The 17,787-nt window shown below is 41.7% G+C and carries 13 protein-coding genes; 2 read left to right on the forward strand and 11 right to left on the reverse strand.

Going from position 1 to position 17,787, the window contains the following annotated elements:
- Positions 1–20: 20 nt before the first annotated feature.
- From AC0VYC_RS16610 to tagD, 3 genes are all read right to left on the reverse strand, one after another.
- Positions 21–2,294, reverse strand: coding sequence for a CDP-glycerol glycerophosphotransferase family protein (locus AC0VYC_RS16610; protein ID WP_475388868.1), 2,274 nt, complete (start codon positions 2,292–2,294; stop codon positions 21–23).
- A 47-nt stretch (positions 2,295–2,341) separates the two neighbouring features.
- A complete protein-coding gene (locus AC0VYC_RS16615; RefSeq protein ID WP_427243596.1) occupies positions 2,342–3,808 on the reverse strand; it encodes an alpha-glucosyltransferase N-terminal domain-containing protein in 1,467 nt (488 codons plus the stop codon).
- A 97-nt stretch (positions 3,809–3,905) separates the two neighbouring features.
- On the reverse strand, positions 3,906–4,295 hold the full coding sequence (tagD, locus tag AC0VYC_RS16620) for a glycerol-3-phosphate cytidylyltransferase (RefSeq protein WP_008343212.1): 390 nt from the start codon (positions 4,293–4,295) through the stop codon (positions 3,906–3,908).
- 370 nt (positions 4,296–4,665) lie between these two features.
- Between tagD and AC0VYC_RS16625 the strand changes: the two genes are divergently transcribed.
- Together AC0VYC_RS16625 and AC0VYC_RS16630 are read left to right on the forward strand one after the other, a co-directional pair.
- Entirely contained in the window at positions 4,666–5,436 is a 771-nt protein-coding gene (locus AC0VYC_RS16625; RefSeq protein ID WP_024719265.1) for a WecB/TagA/CpsF family glycosyltransferase, read from the forward strand.
- A gap of 11 nt (positions 5,437–5,447) precedes the next feature.
- Entirely contained in the window at positions 5,448–6,635 is a 1,188-nt protein-coding gene (locus AC0VYC_RS16630; RefSeq protein WP_138279077.1) for a CDP-glycerol glycerophosphotransferase family protein, read from the forward strand.
- Positions 6,636–6,652: 17 nt separating this feature from the next.
- Here the strand turns inward: AC0VYC_RS16630 and AC0VYC_RS16635 are convergent, their stop codons facing one another.
- The 8 genes from AC0VYC_RS16635 to AC0VYC_RS16670 all read right to left on the reverse strand — a co-directional run bounded on the left by AC0VYC_RS16635 (position 6,653) and on the right by AC0VYC_RS16670 (position 17,770).
- Positions 6,653–9,283: an N-acetylglucosaminidase gene (locus AC0VYC_RS16635; RefSeq protein WP_475388871.1), complete on the reverse strand. Its 2,631-nt coding sequence runs from the start codon at positions 9,281–9,283 to the stop codon at positions 6,653–6,655.
- 318 nt (positions 9,284–9,601) lie between these two features.
- A complete protein-coding gene (gene manA / locus AC0VYC_RS16640; RefSeq protein ID WP_007499909.1) occupies positions 9,602–10,552 on the reverse strand; it encodes a mannose-6-phosphate isomerase, class I in 951 nt (316 codons plus the stop codon).
- Positions 10,553–10,699: 147 nt separating this feature from the next.
- Positions 10,700–11,521 (reverse strand): carbohydrate ABC transporter permease, encoded by an 822-nt coding sequence (locus tag AC0VYC_RS16645; protein WP_008343219.1) that lies wholly within the window; start codon positions 11,519–11,521, stop codon positions 10,700–10,702.
- Complete coding sequence (locus AC0VYC_RS16650) at positions 11,518–12,489, reverse strand: carbohydrate ABC transporter permease (protein WP_024719268.1); 972 nt, start codon at positions 12,487–12,489, stop codon at positions 11,518–11,520. Before AC0VYC_RS16650 ends, AC0VYC_RS16645 begins: the two co-directional genes overlap by 4 nt.
- A 57-nt stretch (positions 12,490–12,546) precedes the next feature.
- The gene (locus AC0VYC_RS16655) at positions 12,547–13,815 is read right to left on the reverse strand and encodes an ABC transporter substrate-binding protein (RefSeq protein WP_035389707.1); all 1,269 of its coding nucleotides are present in this window, start codon (positions 13,813–13,815) and stop codon (positions 12,547–12,549) included.
- A gap of 99 nt (positions 13,816–13,914) precedes the next feature.
- Positions 13,915–15,336: a response regulator transcription factor gene (locus tag AC0VYC_RS16660; protein WP_475388874.1), complete on the reverse strand. Its 1,422-nt coding sequence runs from the start codon at positions 15,334–15,336 to the stop codon at positions 13,915–13,917.
- Positions 15,330–16,772: a sensor histidine kinase gene (locus AC0VYC_RS16665; RefSeq protein WP_160757760.1), complete on the reverse strand. Its 1,443-nt coding sequence runs from the start codon at positions 16,770–16,772 to the stop codon at positions 15,330–15,332. Before AC0VYC_RS16665 ends, AC0VYC_RS16660 begins: the two co-directional genes overlap by 7 nt.
- Entirely contained in the window at positions 16,769–17,770 is a 1,002-nt protein-coding gene (locus AC0VYC_RS16670; protein WP_024719271.1) for a sugar-binding protein, read from the reverse strand. The genes AC0VYC_RS16665 and AC0VYC_RS16670 overlap by 4 nt, the downstream gene beginning before the upstream one ends.
- Positions 17,771–17,787 lie beyond the last annotated feature (17 nt).

The following is a 17,787-nucleotide window of genomic DNA, read 5'->3' on the forward strand; positions in this document are numbered from 1 at the left end:
AATCTCGACAGCTTTTCATGTTATTGCTCTTTCTTGATAAAGACTTCCACCACACGCTTCGATGACTCTCCGCTCTCTAGGTAGCAGAATTTTTCATAAAACGGCGTAAATGAAGGTGGTAATGTAAATGTCGGCTGTTCTGTTTCTCTTACCCATTCAATCACGCGTGATGTTTCTTTTACAAGTGGTCCTGGTGCTTCTTGTTCAAAGTCAAAATAGAAGCCTCTCAGTTTGTCACGATATGTTTCGATGTCTGGTACATAGAACAGCATCGGACGTTTAAGGTTTGCATAATCAAAGAACACGGAAGAGTAATCTGTAATGAGTAGGTCGGAAATCATATAAAGGTCTCGAATGTCTTCGTAATGAGAGAAGTCATAGGCAAAGCCTTCATATGGTCCGAGATCAAAGTTTTCCGCTACTAAATAGTGCATACGAAGGATGATGATATATTCTTCTCCGATAGATGCTCGTAGCTCATGCAGATCAAGGTCTAAATCAAATTTGTACTGCCCTTTTTTATAAAATTGATCGTCTCTCCATGTCGGTGCATATAAAATCAATTTTTTATCAAGCGGCAGGTTCATTTTTTGTTTGAGCGCTCTCATTGTTTCTTCATTGTTTTGATTGTGAAGGAAATCATTTCTCGGATATCCTGACTCAATCATGGTCTTTTGGAATTGGAACGCACGGGTAAAAATTTCGGTCGAGTACGCATTAGGAGAAATCAGATAATCCCAATTCGATGCTTCTTTCGTGAAATTCTTTTTGTACTTCTTCGTGTTTGTTCCAGGCATATGCACTTCGTCCATGTCCATCGCCAGTCGTTTTAACGGCGTGCCATGCCATGTTTGTAAGTATGTGGTGTGTTCTGGTTTTGGAATCCATAACGGCAAACGGCTGTTTACGACCCAATACTCGGCTCTTGCCATTGCAAAAATCCATTTCAATGACAGACGATTGATATAGTAGATGCCCTTTTCTTTAAATGGTGCTTCGTGCCCTTTTTTAACACTCCAGATCAGCGTATATTCAGGGTGATTTTCTTTCATATATTCATAAATAGCACGCGGATTACAACTGAATTGTTTTCCATTAAAGCTTTCAAACACAACAGTTTTCTTTTTGACGGACAGCTTACTCGCCAACTTAAAGGTTGTTTTAAAGGTTCTTGTTACAAGACGATTTCGAATTTTTTTGATTTTCCCAAATTGCTTTTTGAATTTCTTCCACTTGCTTTTCACGTAGTACTTAGCACGTGTCTTCATGGTGTAATCATTAATTTGAATACCAAGAGTTTGTCTTTTTTTCTTTCTGTACACTTCATAACGAATTGGTACGTCGTCTCTTTTATGAATTTGAACAAGCCCTTTGAGTTTGTTTGAACGATCTCCAAGTACCAAAGAAGCAGTTGTTAATGTTTCCTCCACTCCGTTAACGTCGCAAATAAATTCTAGATAAAAGCGGTATATAAGGCGTTTATTTAAAGAATAAGTTAACTCCTCTAAAGGAACTTCTGCTGAAAATTGATACAGTTGTGGTGTTTTATGGTCGTCACGATATTGAATGACTTCATCTTTTTTATGTGTCATCTTGACAGGAAAACGATGCTCAACTGGTTCCTCACCATTTTTCTTCAATAGAAGCTTTACTTCTTTGATCTGATAAGGATGCTCTGCACTTAGAACGCCTGCATACCCAGATAAGAATAGCGTGCATTCTTTGTTGAGCTCGATGTGATGGAATTTCACAACTTTGAGCTCCCGTTTGATTTTCAATGAAGCATTGCCTTTGTCTGTACGATATGGAATAACATACAACAGCGCTTCTTTATTTTCTAAAAATGTCAGTTCTGGCGTTTCAATTTCCATTTTCAAACGACGTTTGTAATATGGTGTTTTTTCTTCTATTTCGGAAGTTGCGCTGGTATCCGCTTCTTTTGCGTCTTCATCCTCTTCTTCCGAATCAGAATCATAAGCTGAGTCTTCAAGCTCGTCTTCGTCCTCTTCTTTGTTTGCGCTCACATAGTCCGTGACATATAAGTTGTATGTCTGGCCTTGCTCTAACGCAAGCGGAAGCGATGCTTCACTCAGTACCAATTTGAATAGATTCTCTTCTTGATGAACAAGCGGGAGGAATAGTTCTTGTTTTGAGACCCTTTCCCTCATAAACAGATAAAATTCTCTATCTGCTAATGGCATGTCATCGTAGATGCGAACGAGCATTTCCAATTTTTCATGATGATTTTTTAAACCTTCAACGACACTCTTCTTATGGATTCCCTCTTCAATCATTAATCGTTAATCTCCTCTGTTCAAAAATCTTACCGTTATTTGTATCATTATTTTACTTTCCAAGAATAGTTCCCCTGTTTCGTTTGATACGACCAACCATCAATTGAAGATGGTTTATTGGTAAGGAGCTCTCCCTCTACTTCTAGACGTTGCAAAACTTCTTGAAGTTCTTCTGTTTTAAAGCGGATGTAAAAATCCACAAATTTTGTTTGGTTGGTTTCGATGTTTTTCTTTGTTTGAAAATGACCAATTGGGAAACTGACTTGATCATTCTCATCAATTGTTTGAGAAATGATTTCAGCTCCATTCACTCGATCATATCCTGCAAAATCAATTTCCACATGATCCGCTTGGCTCATTTCGTCTGTCATCTTAAGCTGAAGATGAAGAACATGGTGTTCAGAGCTAAGACCATGCAGCACCCATTTCGTGCGATCCACGATCTTTCTCAGCTCATCTTTACGTATACGGTTTTCCAGCATCTGATGAAGTACTGTTTTCCAAGCTGACATTTCATCAGAAGGCACATGGTAGAAATAAGTTTGTTCTCCTAAAACCTTCTCAACATCTTCTTTATGCTTAGTATCGCCAAAGAAGACGGCATCCACTTGCTGTTTTCTTATTTGTTTAAATAATTCTCCATATTGAGAATAGATATGGTGCGGATTTTTCTCATAATGGGCTTCATGCACAAAAGCAGCATAATAAGTTGATTCCGGTTGATCTACTTTAAACAAGTGGCGGTCCTGGTCCCGGTCCTCTGTGACCATCAGTTTCAACCGGTCATTTTGTAATTGAATGCTGGATAGCCATTGTTGTTTTATATCCGTCTTCTTTGTAAATGTTTGAATTCCTGTTTTTTTATACCAATTAATGTGGCGAACTGAATTCTTTTTTGCATCACCGGCATAGGTGATCTCCATAAAAATGCTGCCATCGTCCTTGATCAATTCTTCTAAATAGAGAGCACCTGTATGAGGAACAAAGCTTTGAACTCTGCGTAAAGCTCCCTGCCAATTGTATTCTTCTCTCTTCACTAATTGCTGCTCTTCATTATATTGATCAATCATACAGATTGGGGAAGAAGGCAGTTCATATCTCGTCACCTGAATGGCCGATGTATCTGCCGGAATAACTGCTTCATTGATGGATTGAGGGACTTCACCCGCAATAAACTCCGAATAATACCTTTTACTTCCGCTCTCTGGCAGAATGTAATGTTCAAATACATTCAGGATGTCAATTTGAGGATGAAAGGTCTCCTCCAAGCGGCGAATACGTTCCTTCACATTTACATCGAAATTCAAAGTTAACATCGTAGTACGTTTATGTTTCTCAGCCAATGGCTCTATTCTTGCTTTTAAAGACTTCGTTAAACCGTCTTCCTCATTTGGTACGTCACCTACAATAAAGTAGTAGTCCATGTCAGGAATTTCAACTAAAGTCATCGTTTCATTTTGTTCAGGTTGATCCAATGTATCTTCAACTTTTTTCTTCATCCAATTTTGAAACAAAGGAAGCTCTCCTTAAAAATCATGATAACTTGCTCATTGTATTTTACATGAAAAAGCACTTCTCACCAAAAGATAAGAAGTACTTTTTTTCGATCTATTAAAGTCCCGCAATTTCTTCCTTAATTTGAGTTGTCGAGATACCTTCTGTTCTCTTCAAGTAAACGACTTCGCAATGCTCTTTCAAGAAATCGAATTTACCTTCCCAGTCATCTCCCATGACAAAGACATCAATGTCATGCTCTTGTACATCGCGGACTTTTTGATCCCAGCTGTTTTCTGGAATGACTTCGTCTACATAACGAATGGTTTCTAAAATCAGCTTTCGATGCTCGTAGCTATGATAAGCCTTTTTGGATTTTTGTAAATTAAATTCATCTGTCGAGATGGCTACCACTAAGTAATCTCCAAGCTGCTTTGCACGCTCTAGCAACTTAATGTGCCCCCAGTGTAATAAATCAAATGTACCGTAAGTAATAACTTTCTTCATTGCAAACATAAACTCCTTTCTTCATTCCTTATTCGACTGCTTCAAGCAGTAATGTTTATCCGTAATCCTATTATCTTCGATCGTGTTTATCGCTCTTCGGAACCTCATTATATCACAGCGCCTAACAAACGTTAAGCAGATGTAAAGACAAACTATTTCCAATTTAATGGGCGCGGAACGGAAAGTCCGAAAAATCAATGTTTTATGAAGCACCTTCCATATGAAGTTATCAAAATGTCACGAAATTTAAAGGATTGTAAAGTTATTGTTAATATTTCATGGAGCAACTGTGATAAAATGATGAGTAGGCGAAGAATGAATTTACAATGAACGTTTCATAGATAACAAAATGAAAAAGGAGGTCTGAACAATGCAAACAGAAGTGGTCTCTAACCTTTCTTATGTAAATGGTGACTTAGATGAATTTATTAGCTATATCAACCAGCATCATATTTCCCAGAGAAGAGGCGCCATGATTGCGACAGTGAACCCAGAGATCGGCTATGCTGTCATGAAGGATGATGCATATCATCAAGTGGTTTCTTCTGCGGATTATGTACTGCCGGATGGTGTAGGCGTTGTGTTGATGTCACGCATGACGCAAAGTCCATTGAAATCAAGAATTGCAGGTTTTGATGTGTTCATGTCTATGCTTGATCTCGCAAACAAGCAATCTAAAAGTATTTTTTTATATGGTGCGAAAAAAGAAGTGCTTGAGGCTGTCAAACAGCGAATTGATACGGAATATCCGAATGTGGTGATTGCAGGCAGCTGTGATGGTTATCAAGCGGATAAACGGTTTGTGGCAAAACAAATTGCTCGTTCAAAAGCAGATATGGTGTTTGTTGCTTTAGGTTATCCAAACCAAGAGAACTTTATTTATGAATACCGTCATTTGTTCCCGCAAGCTGTTTGCATCGGTTTAGGCGGAAGCTTTGATGTATTTAGCGGAACGGTGAAGCGTGCACCACGCTGGATGATTAAAACAAATACGGAATGGCTGTACAGACTCATTGTCAATCCGTGGAGATGGAAACGAATGCTGAATATCCCAAAGTACGCTTTTGCCGTATTAAAAGAAAACAAAGGGAAAAAGCGCTACTATCCTGAGCAAGTAAAAGATCAGACGAAGCAGCTGTGAGAGACTGATACATGATGAATATACGCTCAATGATCATCTCATGCTATGCAGCTTTTGTTTCTTTTGCTGGATGGCTCATGAGCGGCGTGAAACCTCGTGACAATCAGGTGACGCTGCTTGTTTCATTCCAAGAGAATGCAGCTGCTCTCATCGATACTTATCAAAAACAGGCGAATATGACAATGAAGCTCACTGTCCTCTATACGAAGCATGCTTCCGTGATAGAAAAGGACGTGCCTCATGTGTCATTTCGCTATTTTCATGAAAAAAATCCCATCCATCTCATTCAATGTATCTATACGATGCTGAAAAGCAAAGTCGTCGTCACAGATAATTATTTTCTGATGACAAGTGTGCTAAGAAATAGACCTTCTACCACTTGTATTCAAGTGTGGCACGCCAATGGTGCTTTGAAAAAGTTCGGTCTTGAAGATGCTTCAAATCATCACCGTAGTTCTCGTGATCTGCAGCGTTTCAAGCGCGTCTATGCGTCTTTCGATTATATCGTTACTGGCTCAGATCACATGCGCGAGATTTTCAAAACTTCATTTGGCGTCAACGACGATCGTTTTTTGCCAACAGGTGTCCCCTTCACAGATGCGTACTATGATGAGCGCCCTATTTCCTTTCAAACGGGTATTTTTCCAAAAGGCAAAAAAGTGCTGCTGTATGCGCCGACCTACCGGGACTTTGCAATGAACGGTCTTGTCTTACCTTTTTCTAAAGAACAATTGCAGAGTGAGCTGAATGGCGACTATATTCTGCTCGTCAAACTTCATCCTGCAGTGAAACATTTAGCCAAAGCAGAAACAGATGGTGAGTGGATCTTTGATGTGTCCGATCAGCCGCTCTTTCCATTGCTCTCTGTATGCGATGTCCTGATTACAGATTATTCGTCCATTGTGTTTGAATATGCGCTGCTCCGAAAGCCTGTTTTGTTCTTCACTTACGATCTAGAGACTTATCGCACAAAACGCGGCTTAGTCGAACGTTATGAAGATATCATTCCAGGAAAAGCTTGCGTCACTCAAGATATGCTCTTAACGGAGCTTAAGCAGCTAAACGAATCAGCCAATCAAGACTTATTGAAAACCTTTGCTGAGGAATGGAACCAATATTCAAAAGGGAAATCAAGTCAGCAGCTTCTTTCCTTTATTGAACATCAGCTCTTACACAAAAAACGTCCGGCTTCTCATTAAGAAGCACGGACGTTTTTTTATTTGTTATACACGGGGATATCATAATACAGCGTATAGTTATCAAGTAAGTTATACAAACTATACATACGAGTGACCTGTTTAGAAGCCCAGCCAATATCTGTTGCATATTGGTGAGTGGCTGTCGCAGACCAACGCATTTTGTAAATGGTATCTTGTTTGTATGTGGCATTATTGATGTAGCTGTTGCCAATGAATTTTGCCCCGCCAATAATGGCTGCCTCTGGTGTGAACCATTGCTGTTCATACGCATACTTTGCACCGAGGTAATTCGGGTTACTGTCATATGCACCAATGCCATACATGTTGTACACGATTCTATCATTAAACTTCGTACCGTTCGCTAAAATGGAACTGCCATTGCCTGTTTCAAGCAATGCATGTGAAATCAGATAGATTTCGTTAATATGATACGTTTTCGCTGCTGTGATAAAGGCTTGTCCTTTTCCGGCAAGAATGCCTTTCCCTGCTAAAATCTTCGTATTCACTTCAGTCGGGTTGAGATTTGCAGCTTCAGAGAGTTTGAGAAATTGAAAATAAGATTGAGTGCCCTCCGCGATATTCGCTGGGTCTACATATTTTAATACTTCTGCTGAACTCGCATTTCTCCAGCCGAGGCTGATCTTGATCCAGTTGCCTTCTTTTCCAAGCTGCTTCACTTTTGTCCCTTTGTTCAGCTGTGCGACGATGTTGCTAGCCGAACTTGAATCAGGTGTAGAACGTACATTTAGCCCGTCTGTATTCACTGTGGACGTCGCTGGGTCTACATATGTCGCATAGACGTAGGCTGCACCATCTGTCTGCGGCGACACCTTCATTTGTTTGTTTACCATCTCATTGACTGTGAGGTTATAATTCGTCTGCATCACCATTGGACCATTTTTGATTTTTGTCGCTGTGGCTGTCCAGCCGTATTGGCTTTTCACAAAAGCAATGGCCGCATTCGCATTTGGTAACCCTGTAAACTGCTGTGTGATGTTGATTTTATATGCCGGTTTTGTCGTTGTTGTATAAGCAGCTGGTTCATTTCTTTTTTTGAAGAATGTCATGCCTTGATCTCTTAAGGCAGCAGTCGAAATAACCCCTGTTTTGATCTGATATTGACCATAATCAGTTGCTCCCGTTTTTTGAGCGGCTGCTTTCATTTTTTGTTTGGTTAAATAGCTTAAGGCTTGATTCAGCTTTGTCTGATTCACAGTTGCCTCTGTCGTAATACGGTATTGCTTAACAGCTTCTGTTAATGTTTTTGTACTGCTAGCAACTCCATTTTTTTTCATGATCTCTTGTGCCTGCTTCACTTTGCTTTGATCATATACAGGAGCGGTCATTAGGCTGTATGCTTTACTGACGGCTTGTCCCTTGCCTGTTGTGATGCTGCTTGTCACCTTTTGCGCTTTTAAGTATGCAGCACCTTTATTTACTTTTGTCTGATCCGTTGCTTGATTCACGACAAGTCGATACGTGCTATCAGATGCTTTGCCTGTTTTTTTCGTTGTGGCGGATACTTTTTTCTTTTGGAAAAATGCCGTTGCATTTTTCGCTTGATCATCGCCCAAAAGATTCCCAGTCACTACTTGATATGGCTGTGTAGAGGAGATCTTTTTAGACGTATAGCGCCATTTCTTTTTCTTGAAAAAAGCAACTGTTTTTGCGTAAGTTGTGTCATTTAATTGATTGAGCTTTACGATATAATTTTTCGTTTTCCCTACTCGCTGCACAGTACCTGACGCACCAGCTTGTTTTTTGATCTGAGCCGCAGCTGAGGCTGCTTGCTTACTGTCTTTGAAATAGCCTGATTCCATGCTATATACATTTTTAACAGCTCCAGCCTTCTGAATCTTTCCGCTGATTTTCGCTTCTTTTTGCAGCTGGGTCAGAAGGGTTTGCGCTTTAGACTGATTCGTTTGTGCAGCAGATGTGACGATGTAATACGGTTTGCCTGCTGCTACCGTTTGGAGTACTGCTTTTAAACCAGATTCCTTTTGAAAACCTTGCAGGATGGTATTTGCCTTACTCTGTCCGACAATATTGCCTGAGATCAGCTGATACACGGTGCCAGCTTTGTTTTCGGTTTGATATGTACTAGTGACTCCGGCCTGTTTTTGTAGTTCGGTTTGAATATTTTTGACTTTCGTTTCAGAATCAATGGCACCTGATATGACCTGATATGATGGTCTACTTTGATTGATAGCTTCATACGTGCTATTGAGTCCTGATGTTTTCGTCAGCTCGAGCGTCAGTTTTTTCGCCTGACTTTCATCGTTGATTGGATCAGATACGATTTTCTGTAAAGGAAGGCGGTCACCTACTGGAGACACCGTACCGCTCATGCCTAACTCTTTTTTTAATGCAGCGGCACTTGCACTCGCTGCTGCTTGTGAGTCATATCCTGAGGCAGTTAGCTGATAAGTCGATGTATTTCCTGAGGTTTGATACGTGGCTGTCCACTTCTTATCCTTTTTCAACGTGTCAACCGCTTTTTTGACTTCTGCTTCTGTTGTAAATACTTTTGAGGTGCTAATCGTATAAATGGATTGATCGACATAGGAGGCTGCTTGCACTTCTTTGCCCGTGTGTAATGTCATACCAAAGGCAGCTGCGAGTAACATAATCTTGATGGTTTTTTTCACGGTCCCTGTCCCTCTCTTAACTTTGCATAATAGTCTACTAATCTCTTTATCGACAAAAACAAGTCTCTTTCAAGTCCTTTATGCAATAGAAAAAAAGAGGACTCCCGAAGTCCTCTCAAAATTGACAAAGGGGTAAAATGACTTTATTTTACCCCTTTGTCTTCTTTTCAGCGTGATAGAAAACCTTTGCAGCTCTAGGAAGGACGAGTACTGGCGCGGAGCGAATTTGACATTCGTGAGCACCGGCACGCAGGACTGACACCGAATGCGAGGGTTTGTCTACATGCTGAGAGGGCTCCCTCGAAGTCCTCTTTACCTTTATATATGTGACACAATCAGTTCACAAGATCCTTCAATGGTGAAGTTCCCTGTTTCAGCCGGCAGGATAAAATGGGCTCCTTTTGGCAGCGGATATGTATGTCCATTATGCTCTAAGGACCCTTCCCCATTAATAACGCTGCACAGCAAAAACGGATAATCTTGCGATAGCTCTACTTTTTGATCAATTTCCCATTTATACACAGAAAAATATTCTGCTTCTACAAATGTTCTAATGGTCACCCCTGGACGAGTTTCTACTGATTCATCTGCATAACCGTCTACATGAGGAACCGTGGTAACATCAATGGCCTGCGTGAAGTGAAGTTCACGTTCATGGCCATTTTGGTCTTTTCGTTCATAATCATACACCCGATAGGTCGTATCTGAACTTTGCTGCGTTTCAAGAACCAGTGTGCCTTCACATAGCGCATGAATGGTACCGCTTGGCACATAATAAAAATCGCCCGGCTTAATTTTCACTCGCCGCAAAAGGCCTTCCCAATCTCCGCTGTTCATCATGGTCACAAGCTCAGTTCTCGTCCTTGCATTATGACCATAGATCATTTCTGCGCCTTCTTTGCAGTCAATGATATACCAGCACTCTGTTTTCCCAAGCTCGCCATTTTCATGTCTTTCCGCATAATCATCATCTGGATGAACTTGAACGGATAAATCTTGGTTTGCATCTAAAATTTTGGTTAAGAGCGGGAAGCGATCGCCTTCTATTCCCCCAAACAATTCTCTGTGATTGTCCCATAGTTCGATCAGCGTTTTCCCTTTATATGGACCGTCTTGCACGACACTTGGTCCGTTTGGATGAGCAGAAATTGCCCAGCATTCTCCCGTTTGATCAGAAGGAATATCATAGCCAAATTGATCCCTTAAGGCTGTACCTCCCCATATTCTCTCCTTCAATTCAGGCAGTAAAAAAATTGGTGACTGCTTCATTCAGGATGACTCCTCCCTTTGCTACCCTTTGATAATCCTTGCCTAGCATGATGAAAACTAGCAAGTCTCAACTTTTATTATGACGCTATCTAAAGAGAAGTCAATCCTTTCAGTACACCGAATGAAAACGATAACAAGAAAATCAATTTACCCTTTGACAGAGCCTGCAAGAAGCCCTTTCACAAAGTATTTTCCGAGTAGAATATAGACCAAAAGTGTCGGCAGTGCAGCCAAGATGGCACCTGCCATTTGAACATTCCATTGCACAATTTGACTGCCTGATAAATTCTGCAGTGCAACCATGACCGGCTGATTCTCTGCTGTGGTCATAGTGACCGCAAATAGAAACTCATTCCACACATTTGTGAACTGCCAAATGGCAACCACGACAAACCCTGTGATGGAAAGCGGCAAAATCATATGTCTGAAGATCCCGATAAACCCAGCTCCATCCATCTTCGCTGATTCAATCATTTCATCAGGAATGCTCACATAAAAATTGCGGAACATGAGTGTTGTGATTGGCAGGCCATATACGACATGGACAAGCACAAGTCCCGGAATGGAGTTATACAAGCCGATTTCACGTAAAAATTGAATAAGTGGAATGAGGATACTTTGGTATGGTATAAACATACCGAACAACATGAAGGTAAACACCACTTCTGATCCTTTAAAGCGCCATTTAGACAGCACATAGCCATTCATCGCACCTAATACAGCTGACAATAAGGTTGCAGGAATGACTAGATAAAGAGAATTCATTAAATTGGGTGATAACTTTTCAAAAGCGATTTTGTAGCTTGAGAAATCAAGTGTAGATGGAAGCGACCACATTCGCTCAAGGGTAACTTCACCTAATGGCTTTAAGCTTGTGACGAGCATGACATAAACAGGCATGAGAAAAAACAAACTGCACAGTATTAATAAAGCATAAAGAACTGGACGGACAAATCCTCTTGCGGTCATGATGAAGCCCCCTTCCGGCTAGACAGGAGATACGGCACGATAAAGACCGCAACAGAAATCAACATAACGATCGCAATGGCGGCACCACCTGCATAATGGTTTCCTCTAAAGGTCATTTCAAACATATAAACACCTGGCACATCGGTGACAAAGTTTGCACCTGGTCCTGTCATCGAGTAAATCAAATCGAAGATCTTTAAAGAAATATGTGCCATGATAATGACGACGCTCGCTGTGATTGGTTTTAACAGCGGGAAAATGATTTTCCAGTAGATTTGCCACTCGGTTGCGCCATCCATTCTAGCAGCCTCTCTCACTTCCTCTGGAATGCCTCTAAGACCAGCCAAATACATCGCAAGTGAGAACCCTGTCATCTGCCACACAGCAGCGATGACAACTGCAATCATTGCTGCCGGTACACCAAACTCAATTTTTCCCCAGACAAATCCAGCTAAAATGTTCGTATCCGTGTACCACTTGGGCTGGATGCCGAGTGTTTTTAAAAACAGATTCACCCCAGTAGATGGATTTAGGATCCATTGCCACACAACACCTGTGACAACAAAGGAAAGGGCCATCGGAAAGAAAAAGAGATTCCGAAAAAGTGATTCTCCCTTGATCTTCTGGTCTAGTAAAATGGCCAGTACAAGTCCAGAAGCAATGACTGCTCCAATAAAGAATAATGTAAAAAAGACCGTGTTTCGAAGATCTGACTGAAAGCGAAAATCTTGAAACAGCATGACATAATTTTTCATACCTGCGAAAGAAAAATCAGGAACAAGCGAGGTCCAGTTCGATAATGAAACATATCCTGTCCAGCCAATAAATCCGTAAACAAAAATGAATAATAAAACAGCTGACGGTGCTAAAAATAGCAGGGCAAGCAGCTGATCTCCATTCCATTTTTTCCGAACACGTTTCACTTTTGCTGCTGGTGTTTTTGTGATCGGCGATGTGTCCATGCGCATGAAGCTACACTCCTTTTTTAAAAAAGAGGCGGTGCCTAACGGCCGCCTCTTTCATCTTTATTTCATTGAATCTTTTAAAGAAGAAACGAACTGACTGCTGTCTTTTTGTGTCACGAAAATATTGACGGCTTGGTTCGCCTTCGTGACAAAACCTTCTTCAGCAGCAGAGCCATGCGCAAGAGACGGTGCCAGCTTTGACTCTTTAAACGCCTTCATTGCCGATTTTCCATATTCATCATATTTTGATACGTCTGCATCCACACGTGCCGGTATTGACCCTTTCAACGGATTAAACGCATCCTGTCCTTCCACAGATCCTAAGACAGATAAGAATTTTTTCACGTTTTCTGGCTGTTTGACACCCTTCGGCAGTCCGAATGTATCCGTGATGACCATAAAGCTGCCCTCCGTACCAGGAGTAGCCACGTATCCAAAGTCTTTATTCACCTTCAAATCTAGATCATTCACAAAGTATCCTTTTGCCCAGTCGCCCATGACATTCATTGCAGCTTCCCCTTTTGCCACGAGCTGTGAGGCATCCTGCCAGTTACGCGAGCTATGATCGTCGTTGACGTATTCGAGCATACGTCCAAAGATGTCTGCCGCTTCCTTCACTTTTGCATCATCCATTTTTAAGTCGCCCGCCCAAAGTTTTTGATAGTCATCTGCACCTAGTACACCTAGAAGAACGCTTTCAAACAAATGAGTCGCTGCCCAAGGTTCTTTATCCCCAAGCGCAAGTGGAGTAATCCCTTTTTTCTTTAAGGCATCGGCTGTTTTGAAAAATTCATCAAACGTCGTTGGCGGTTCTAAGCCCTGATCTTCAAATACTTTTTTGTTATACCAAAGCACATTGCCTCTGTGAATATTCACTGGAACGGAATAGATTTTCCCGTCTTTGCTCACAAGGTCAATCAGTGATTCTGGAAATTTATCCTTCCAGCCTTCTTTCTCATAAAGGTCATCCAGCGGCTCCATTTTACCTGCGGCTACCCAGCTCTCATTCAGCTCTGCTCCCCCGTGTACTTGGAAAGTAGCTGGCGGATCATCTCCTTGCATCCGGCTTGTTAGAACAGCCTTTGCATTCGTACCAGCGCCACCAGCGACAGCTGCATTTTCAATTGGAATGTCTTTATTTTTCTCTTCAAACAATTGAATGAGTGCCTTCAGCCCGTCTTCCTCACCTGCACCAGTCCACCAAGAGAAAATTTCTAGTTTCTCCGCTCCGCCCTCTTTTTTTGCATCTGAGTTCGTCGATGAACTGCAAGCAGAGACGACCAGCATACAGAGTGCCAATAAAGTAAAGCCTAATTTAAACTTCATCATGGATCCCCCATCCCTATTTTGTAAGCGTTATCAAAATAAGTATACTGGCAGATCCTTGCCTTTTTTCAGGCAAACTTCTTCACTTTTTTATGAAATTCTTCATTTTTTTACGACCTGTTTTCGATATTCCTTCGGTGAACAGCCAACCATTTTTTTAAACACACGACTGACGTAATTCGGATCAGTATATCCTGCTTGATAGGTGATTTCTTTTAAACTAAGCGAACTCTCTTTCAGTAGCTTCTTCATTTTATCCATCCTACAGGTCGTCACATATTCTTTAAACGTCAGACCTGTCTCATCCTTAAAGCGTTTGGTGAAATACGTCGGGCTTAAATCAACATAGGCGGCCGTTTGCTCCAGCGTGATATGTTCGCAAAAATGTGTTTGAATGTATCGTTTCGACCGTTCTATATCATTCACCGTCTGGGTTCTTGCTTCATACAGATCAAATAAATGTTCACAGCATTGGCGGCATTCTGTTTCTGTGGTGATAGCTAGAATCGGCACATCTGCACGAAGTCGTGATTTGAGTAAAATGAGCAGCTCTTTCACATGAGAAATGGTTGCCCCTTCTAATTGGAAGGCATCATAGTAAGCAAGAGCATCATCTCTTCTCCCTTCTTCTAGTGCAAGCATCATGTCATCGGCAAGCTCAGGCAAGTTGATCAATACGTAAGGTTGTCTATCTGTATAGTAAAAGCCATAACGAACCGCACCGTCATCTTTTTTTCGCTGATAATAGGAAAGCTTCGCTTCTGCCGCACTTTTCTGAAGTTGAAGTGGATTTGAGACAGGATGACCCATGCCAACAATGACAGGGGAATGCTGCTCGCTTGTCATGGCAGCGCGAATGGCTTGCAGTACATTCGCCTTTAGATGACCAGGTGATTGATGGCTGTAAATCAAGCATGTAAACAGCTCACCGCTCACTTTGATAGGCACTGCTTGAAAAAGAGCAGACTCCTGCAAATGATTCAGGAGTTGATCCCCGCCTGTCCGCTGAACAGCGATCACTAGACCTGCTTGAAAATCCGGAAACAGCCGCTCAAACGCTGTGGAGGAATAAGATTGACCGTTCAACACATGAGCTTCCAGCCATTTTGACTGCTGATTGACTTTCTCCGCCTGCCGCAGGGAGACCTCCTGCTGAATTTCTGCCGCAACAGAACGAATCGCTGTAATGGTTTCGTCTTTATCAGCTGGTTTGACAAGGTATTGTTTGACCCCTTCCTGCATGGCTTGCTTGGCATAATCAAACGTATCGTAGGCTGTCAGCATAATAAATTTAGTATGAGGACAGCTTGCTTTGATCTGTTTGATCGCTGTGAGTCCATCCATGCCTGGCATCTGAATATCCATGAGCACAAGGTCAATTGGCTTAGACCGCGCCAATTCCACCGCCTTTTTTCCATTCGCAGCTTCCCCTGCAATATGACAGTCTGGCAGCCATTCGGTCATGAACTTACGCATCGCCATTCGTTCAATTTTTTCATCATCCACAATCAGCACGTTCAGCATGCTCGTTCCTCCTTGATTGGTATTGTCAATTGAATGGTGGTCCCTTCGTTTGGCTTTGAATCAATTTGAAGGGCATCCTGTACTCCGTAAAACAAACGCAGCCTCGACATCACATTTCGAAGACCAATTCCTGTCGAGTGACCTTTACTACGTGTGTCTGGATGATCTTCTTCCTCTTGCGATAGCAATCTCTTTTTCTCTTGATCACTGATGCCAAGTCCATTATCCCGAATCCGAATCATGACAAAGCCATCATCTCGATCAATAGAGAGCTCTACAAGCCCCCCCTCCTCTTTTGGTTCTACCCCATGAATAAAGGCATTTTCGACAAGCGGCTGCAATGTAAGGCTCGGAATGTGAACAGATAGACACGACTCATCTATAGTCGTTTTGCATGTAATACGATCGGAAAATCTTGTTTCTTGTATATGAAAATATTCTTTTACCACTTTCACTTCTTGTTCTAACGTAACAGATGTGCTGAGAGGAGATAGCGAATACCGCATCAGCGTAGAAACGGATTGTATCAATCTCGATGTCGCATCAGCTGATTCTAAGTACGCCATACGTGAAACGATGTTTAATGTATTAAATAAAAAATGTGGATTCATTTGGTTTTGTAGTGTTTTCAGCTTCATGTCTTTAATTTTCTGATCTAAAGCGGCCTTTTGTTTCATCTCTTCAATCATGACCTTCATCTCTCGCCGCATTCGCTCAAAGGCATGATTTAACACAGAGATTTCGTCCTTCGATGACACATGCAAATTCGGACCATCAAAATTTCCTTCTGATACTTCTTTGGCACTTCGAGACAGATGAACGATCGGTCTTGAAATTCCGCCCGCAATGATATAGGCCATCCATAATGCGATGCCTATCGATAATGTAAACAGACATAGAGTAAAAAGCGCATACGTTTGATGTCTTTTTTGAAGGGATTGGTAGAGTACTTGATACTCAGATAATTCATCATCCAAAAGAGTCATTGTCTGCTCTTGGATATAAGAGGACACGGTTCTTACTTCTTTCACACTTGCAGCATATTCTTTGATTTTCCCTTCTTTGACATGATTCATTGTCGCATCACTTTCGTTTATGAGCGTCCGCATCATATATTGATATTTTTCAATGGAGGGGATGGCGGCATGAAGCCCTGCATCTTTGAGCAATGCTTGATCATATGATGTCATTTTCTGTTTTGATTCAGCATACCCCTTGGCAAACGCCTGATCCTTTTCGATGGCAAAGGCGTTGACCTTTTCATACATCGTTTTTGCCTCTGTCGAAATATCATTCAGCAGGAGAAAGGAACGAAAGCTCTTGCTATATTCTGATGTGATTTTTGAACTGCTCCAATACACAAAAAAAGCGGCCACATTACCAAGGAGCACAAGAATTAAAAATGCCAATAATAATTTACTTCGTATTTTTCTCATGGCTGAACCCCCTGTGGTCTTTTCGTTTGATGAAGGGGCAGGTCTCCTCGCCGAATCACACTCGTCCCTGTGTACTGAAGCGGTTCTTGTTTATCCCCTTGTTGCAAACGAACAAGAGATTCAACCGCTTGATAGCCCATTTCATAAGGGTGCTGTACAACCACTGCATCAATTTTCCCATCATCCAGCGCTTGAATCGTATCAGGCAGAGTATCAAATGCGAGCACATAAACATCTTTAGACGAATGATATTGCTCTGTTGCTTGAATAATGCCGACACCGTCTAATGCGCTTGTTCCATAAAATGCGGTGAGCTGCGTATGATCATTTAACAATTTATACGCAGCACCGGAAGCACCTGATTTCGTAATCGCCGACTCTTCTATTCCAGCAATATGAATGCGTTTCTCACCAGAAACGGCATCTCGAAACCCCTTCACGCGAAGCTTCTGGTGAATCGCATCAAGACGTCCCGTCACAATGCCCACATACTGTTCGCCTTTTGTATCGGCGATGAGTGCCTGTCCGGCGATAAAGCCGGAATAATAGTTATCTGTTCCGACATACACTTGACGCTTGCTCCCCTCTGCATCGGTATCGACTGTGACGACATCTATACCTTTCTCTCTTGCTTTTTGAAAGAGCGGTTTGTATCTTTTTGCATCAAGCCCTTGCGTCATAATGCCATCCACATGACCAGCAATCGCCATATCAATGGTTTTCAGGTGATCATCCAAATCAGCCTGCTTTGGACCTAGGTATTCAAGATACACCCGATGAACTTCCGCCGCATCAGCAGCTCCCTTTTGCACCAATTGCCAATATTCATTATCAAGTTCCTCTGGTACAAGAACAAAGTGATATTGATAAGTTGATACCGCCTCATCGGAAGCGCTTTCAATTTTAACTAAATCTTGACCTAATATAGATAAAAAAAGAACAGATACGACACAAAATGTGAGAAATGCGCCCATTCCGAACAACTTCGACCATTTCATTCACATTCTCCTCCTTC

The sequence above is a fragment of the Bacillus sp. iso_77 genome, assembly GCF_056173625.1.

What these genes read in the sequence shown, in the direction of transcription:
- AC0VYC_RS16610 (WP_475388868.1), bottom strand. Translation starts at nt 2,294, where the DNA reads ATGATTGAAGAGGGAATCCATAAGAAGAGTGTCGTTGAAGGTTTAAAA.
- tagD (WP_008343212.1), bottom strand. Translation starts at nt 4,295, where the DNA reads ATGAAGAAAGTTATTACTTACGGTACATTTGATTTATTACACTGGGGG.
- AC0VYC_RS16625 (WP_024719265.1), top strand. Translation starts at nt 4,666, where the DNA reads ATGCAAACAGAAGTGGTCTCTAACCTTTCTTATGTAAATGGTGACTTA.
- AC0VYC_RS16630 (WP_138279077.1), top strand. Translation starts at nt 5,448, where the DNA reads ATGATGAATATACGCTCAATGATCATCTCATGCTATGCAGCTTTTGTT.
- manA (WP_007499909.1), bottom strand. Translation starts at nt 10,552, where the DNA reads ATGAAGCAGTCACCAATTTTTTTACTGCCTGAATTGAAGGAGAGAATA.
- AC0VYC_RS16645 (WP_008343219.1), bottom strand. Translation starts at nt 11,521, where the DNA reads ATGACCGCAAGAGGATTTGTCCGTCCAGTTCTTTATGCTTTATTAATA.
- AC0VYC_RS16650 (WP_024719268.1), bottom strand. Translation starts at nt 12,489, where the DNA reads ATGCGCATGGACACATCGCCGATCACAAAAACACCAGCAGCAAAAGTG.
- AC0VYC_RS16655 (WP_035389707.1), bottom strand. Translation starts at nt 13,815, where the DNA reads ATGATGAAGTTTAAATTAGGCTTTACTTTATTGGCACTCTGTATGCTG.
- AC0VYC_RS16660 (WP_475388874.1), bottom strand. Translation starts at nt 15,336, where the DNA reads ATGCTGAACGTGCTGATTGTGGATGATGAAAAAATTGAACGAATGGCG.
- AC0VYC_RS16665 (WP_160757760.1), bottom strand. Translation starts at nt 16,772, where the DNA reads ATGAGAAAAATACGAAGTAAATTATTATTGGCATTTTTAATTCTTGTG.
- AC0VYC_RS16670 (WP_024719271.1), bottom strand. Translation starts at nt 17,770, where the DNA reads ATGAAATGGTCGAAGTTGTTCGGAATGGGCGCATTTCTCACATTTTGT.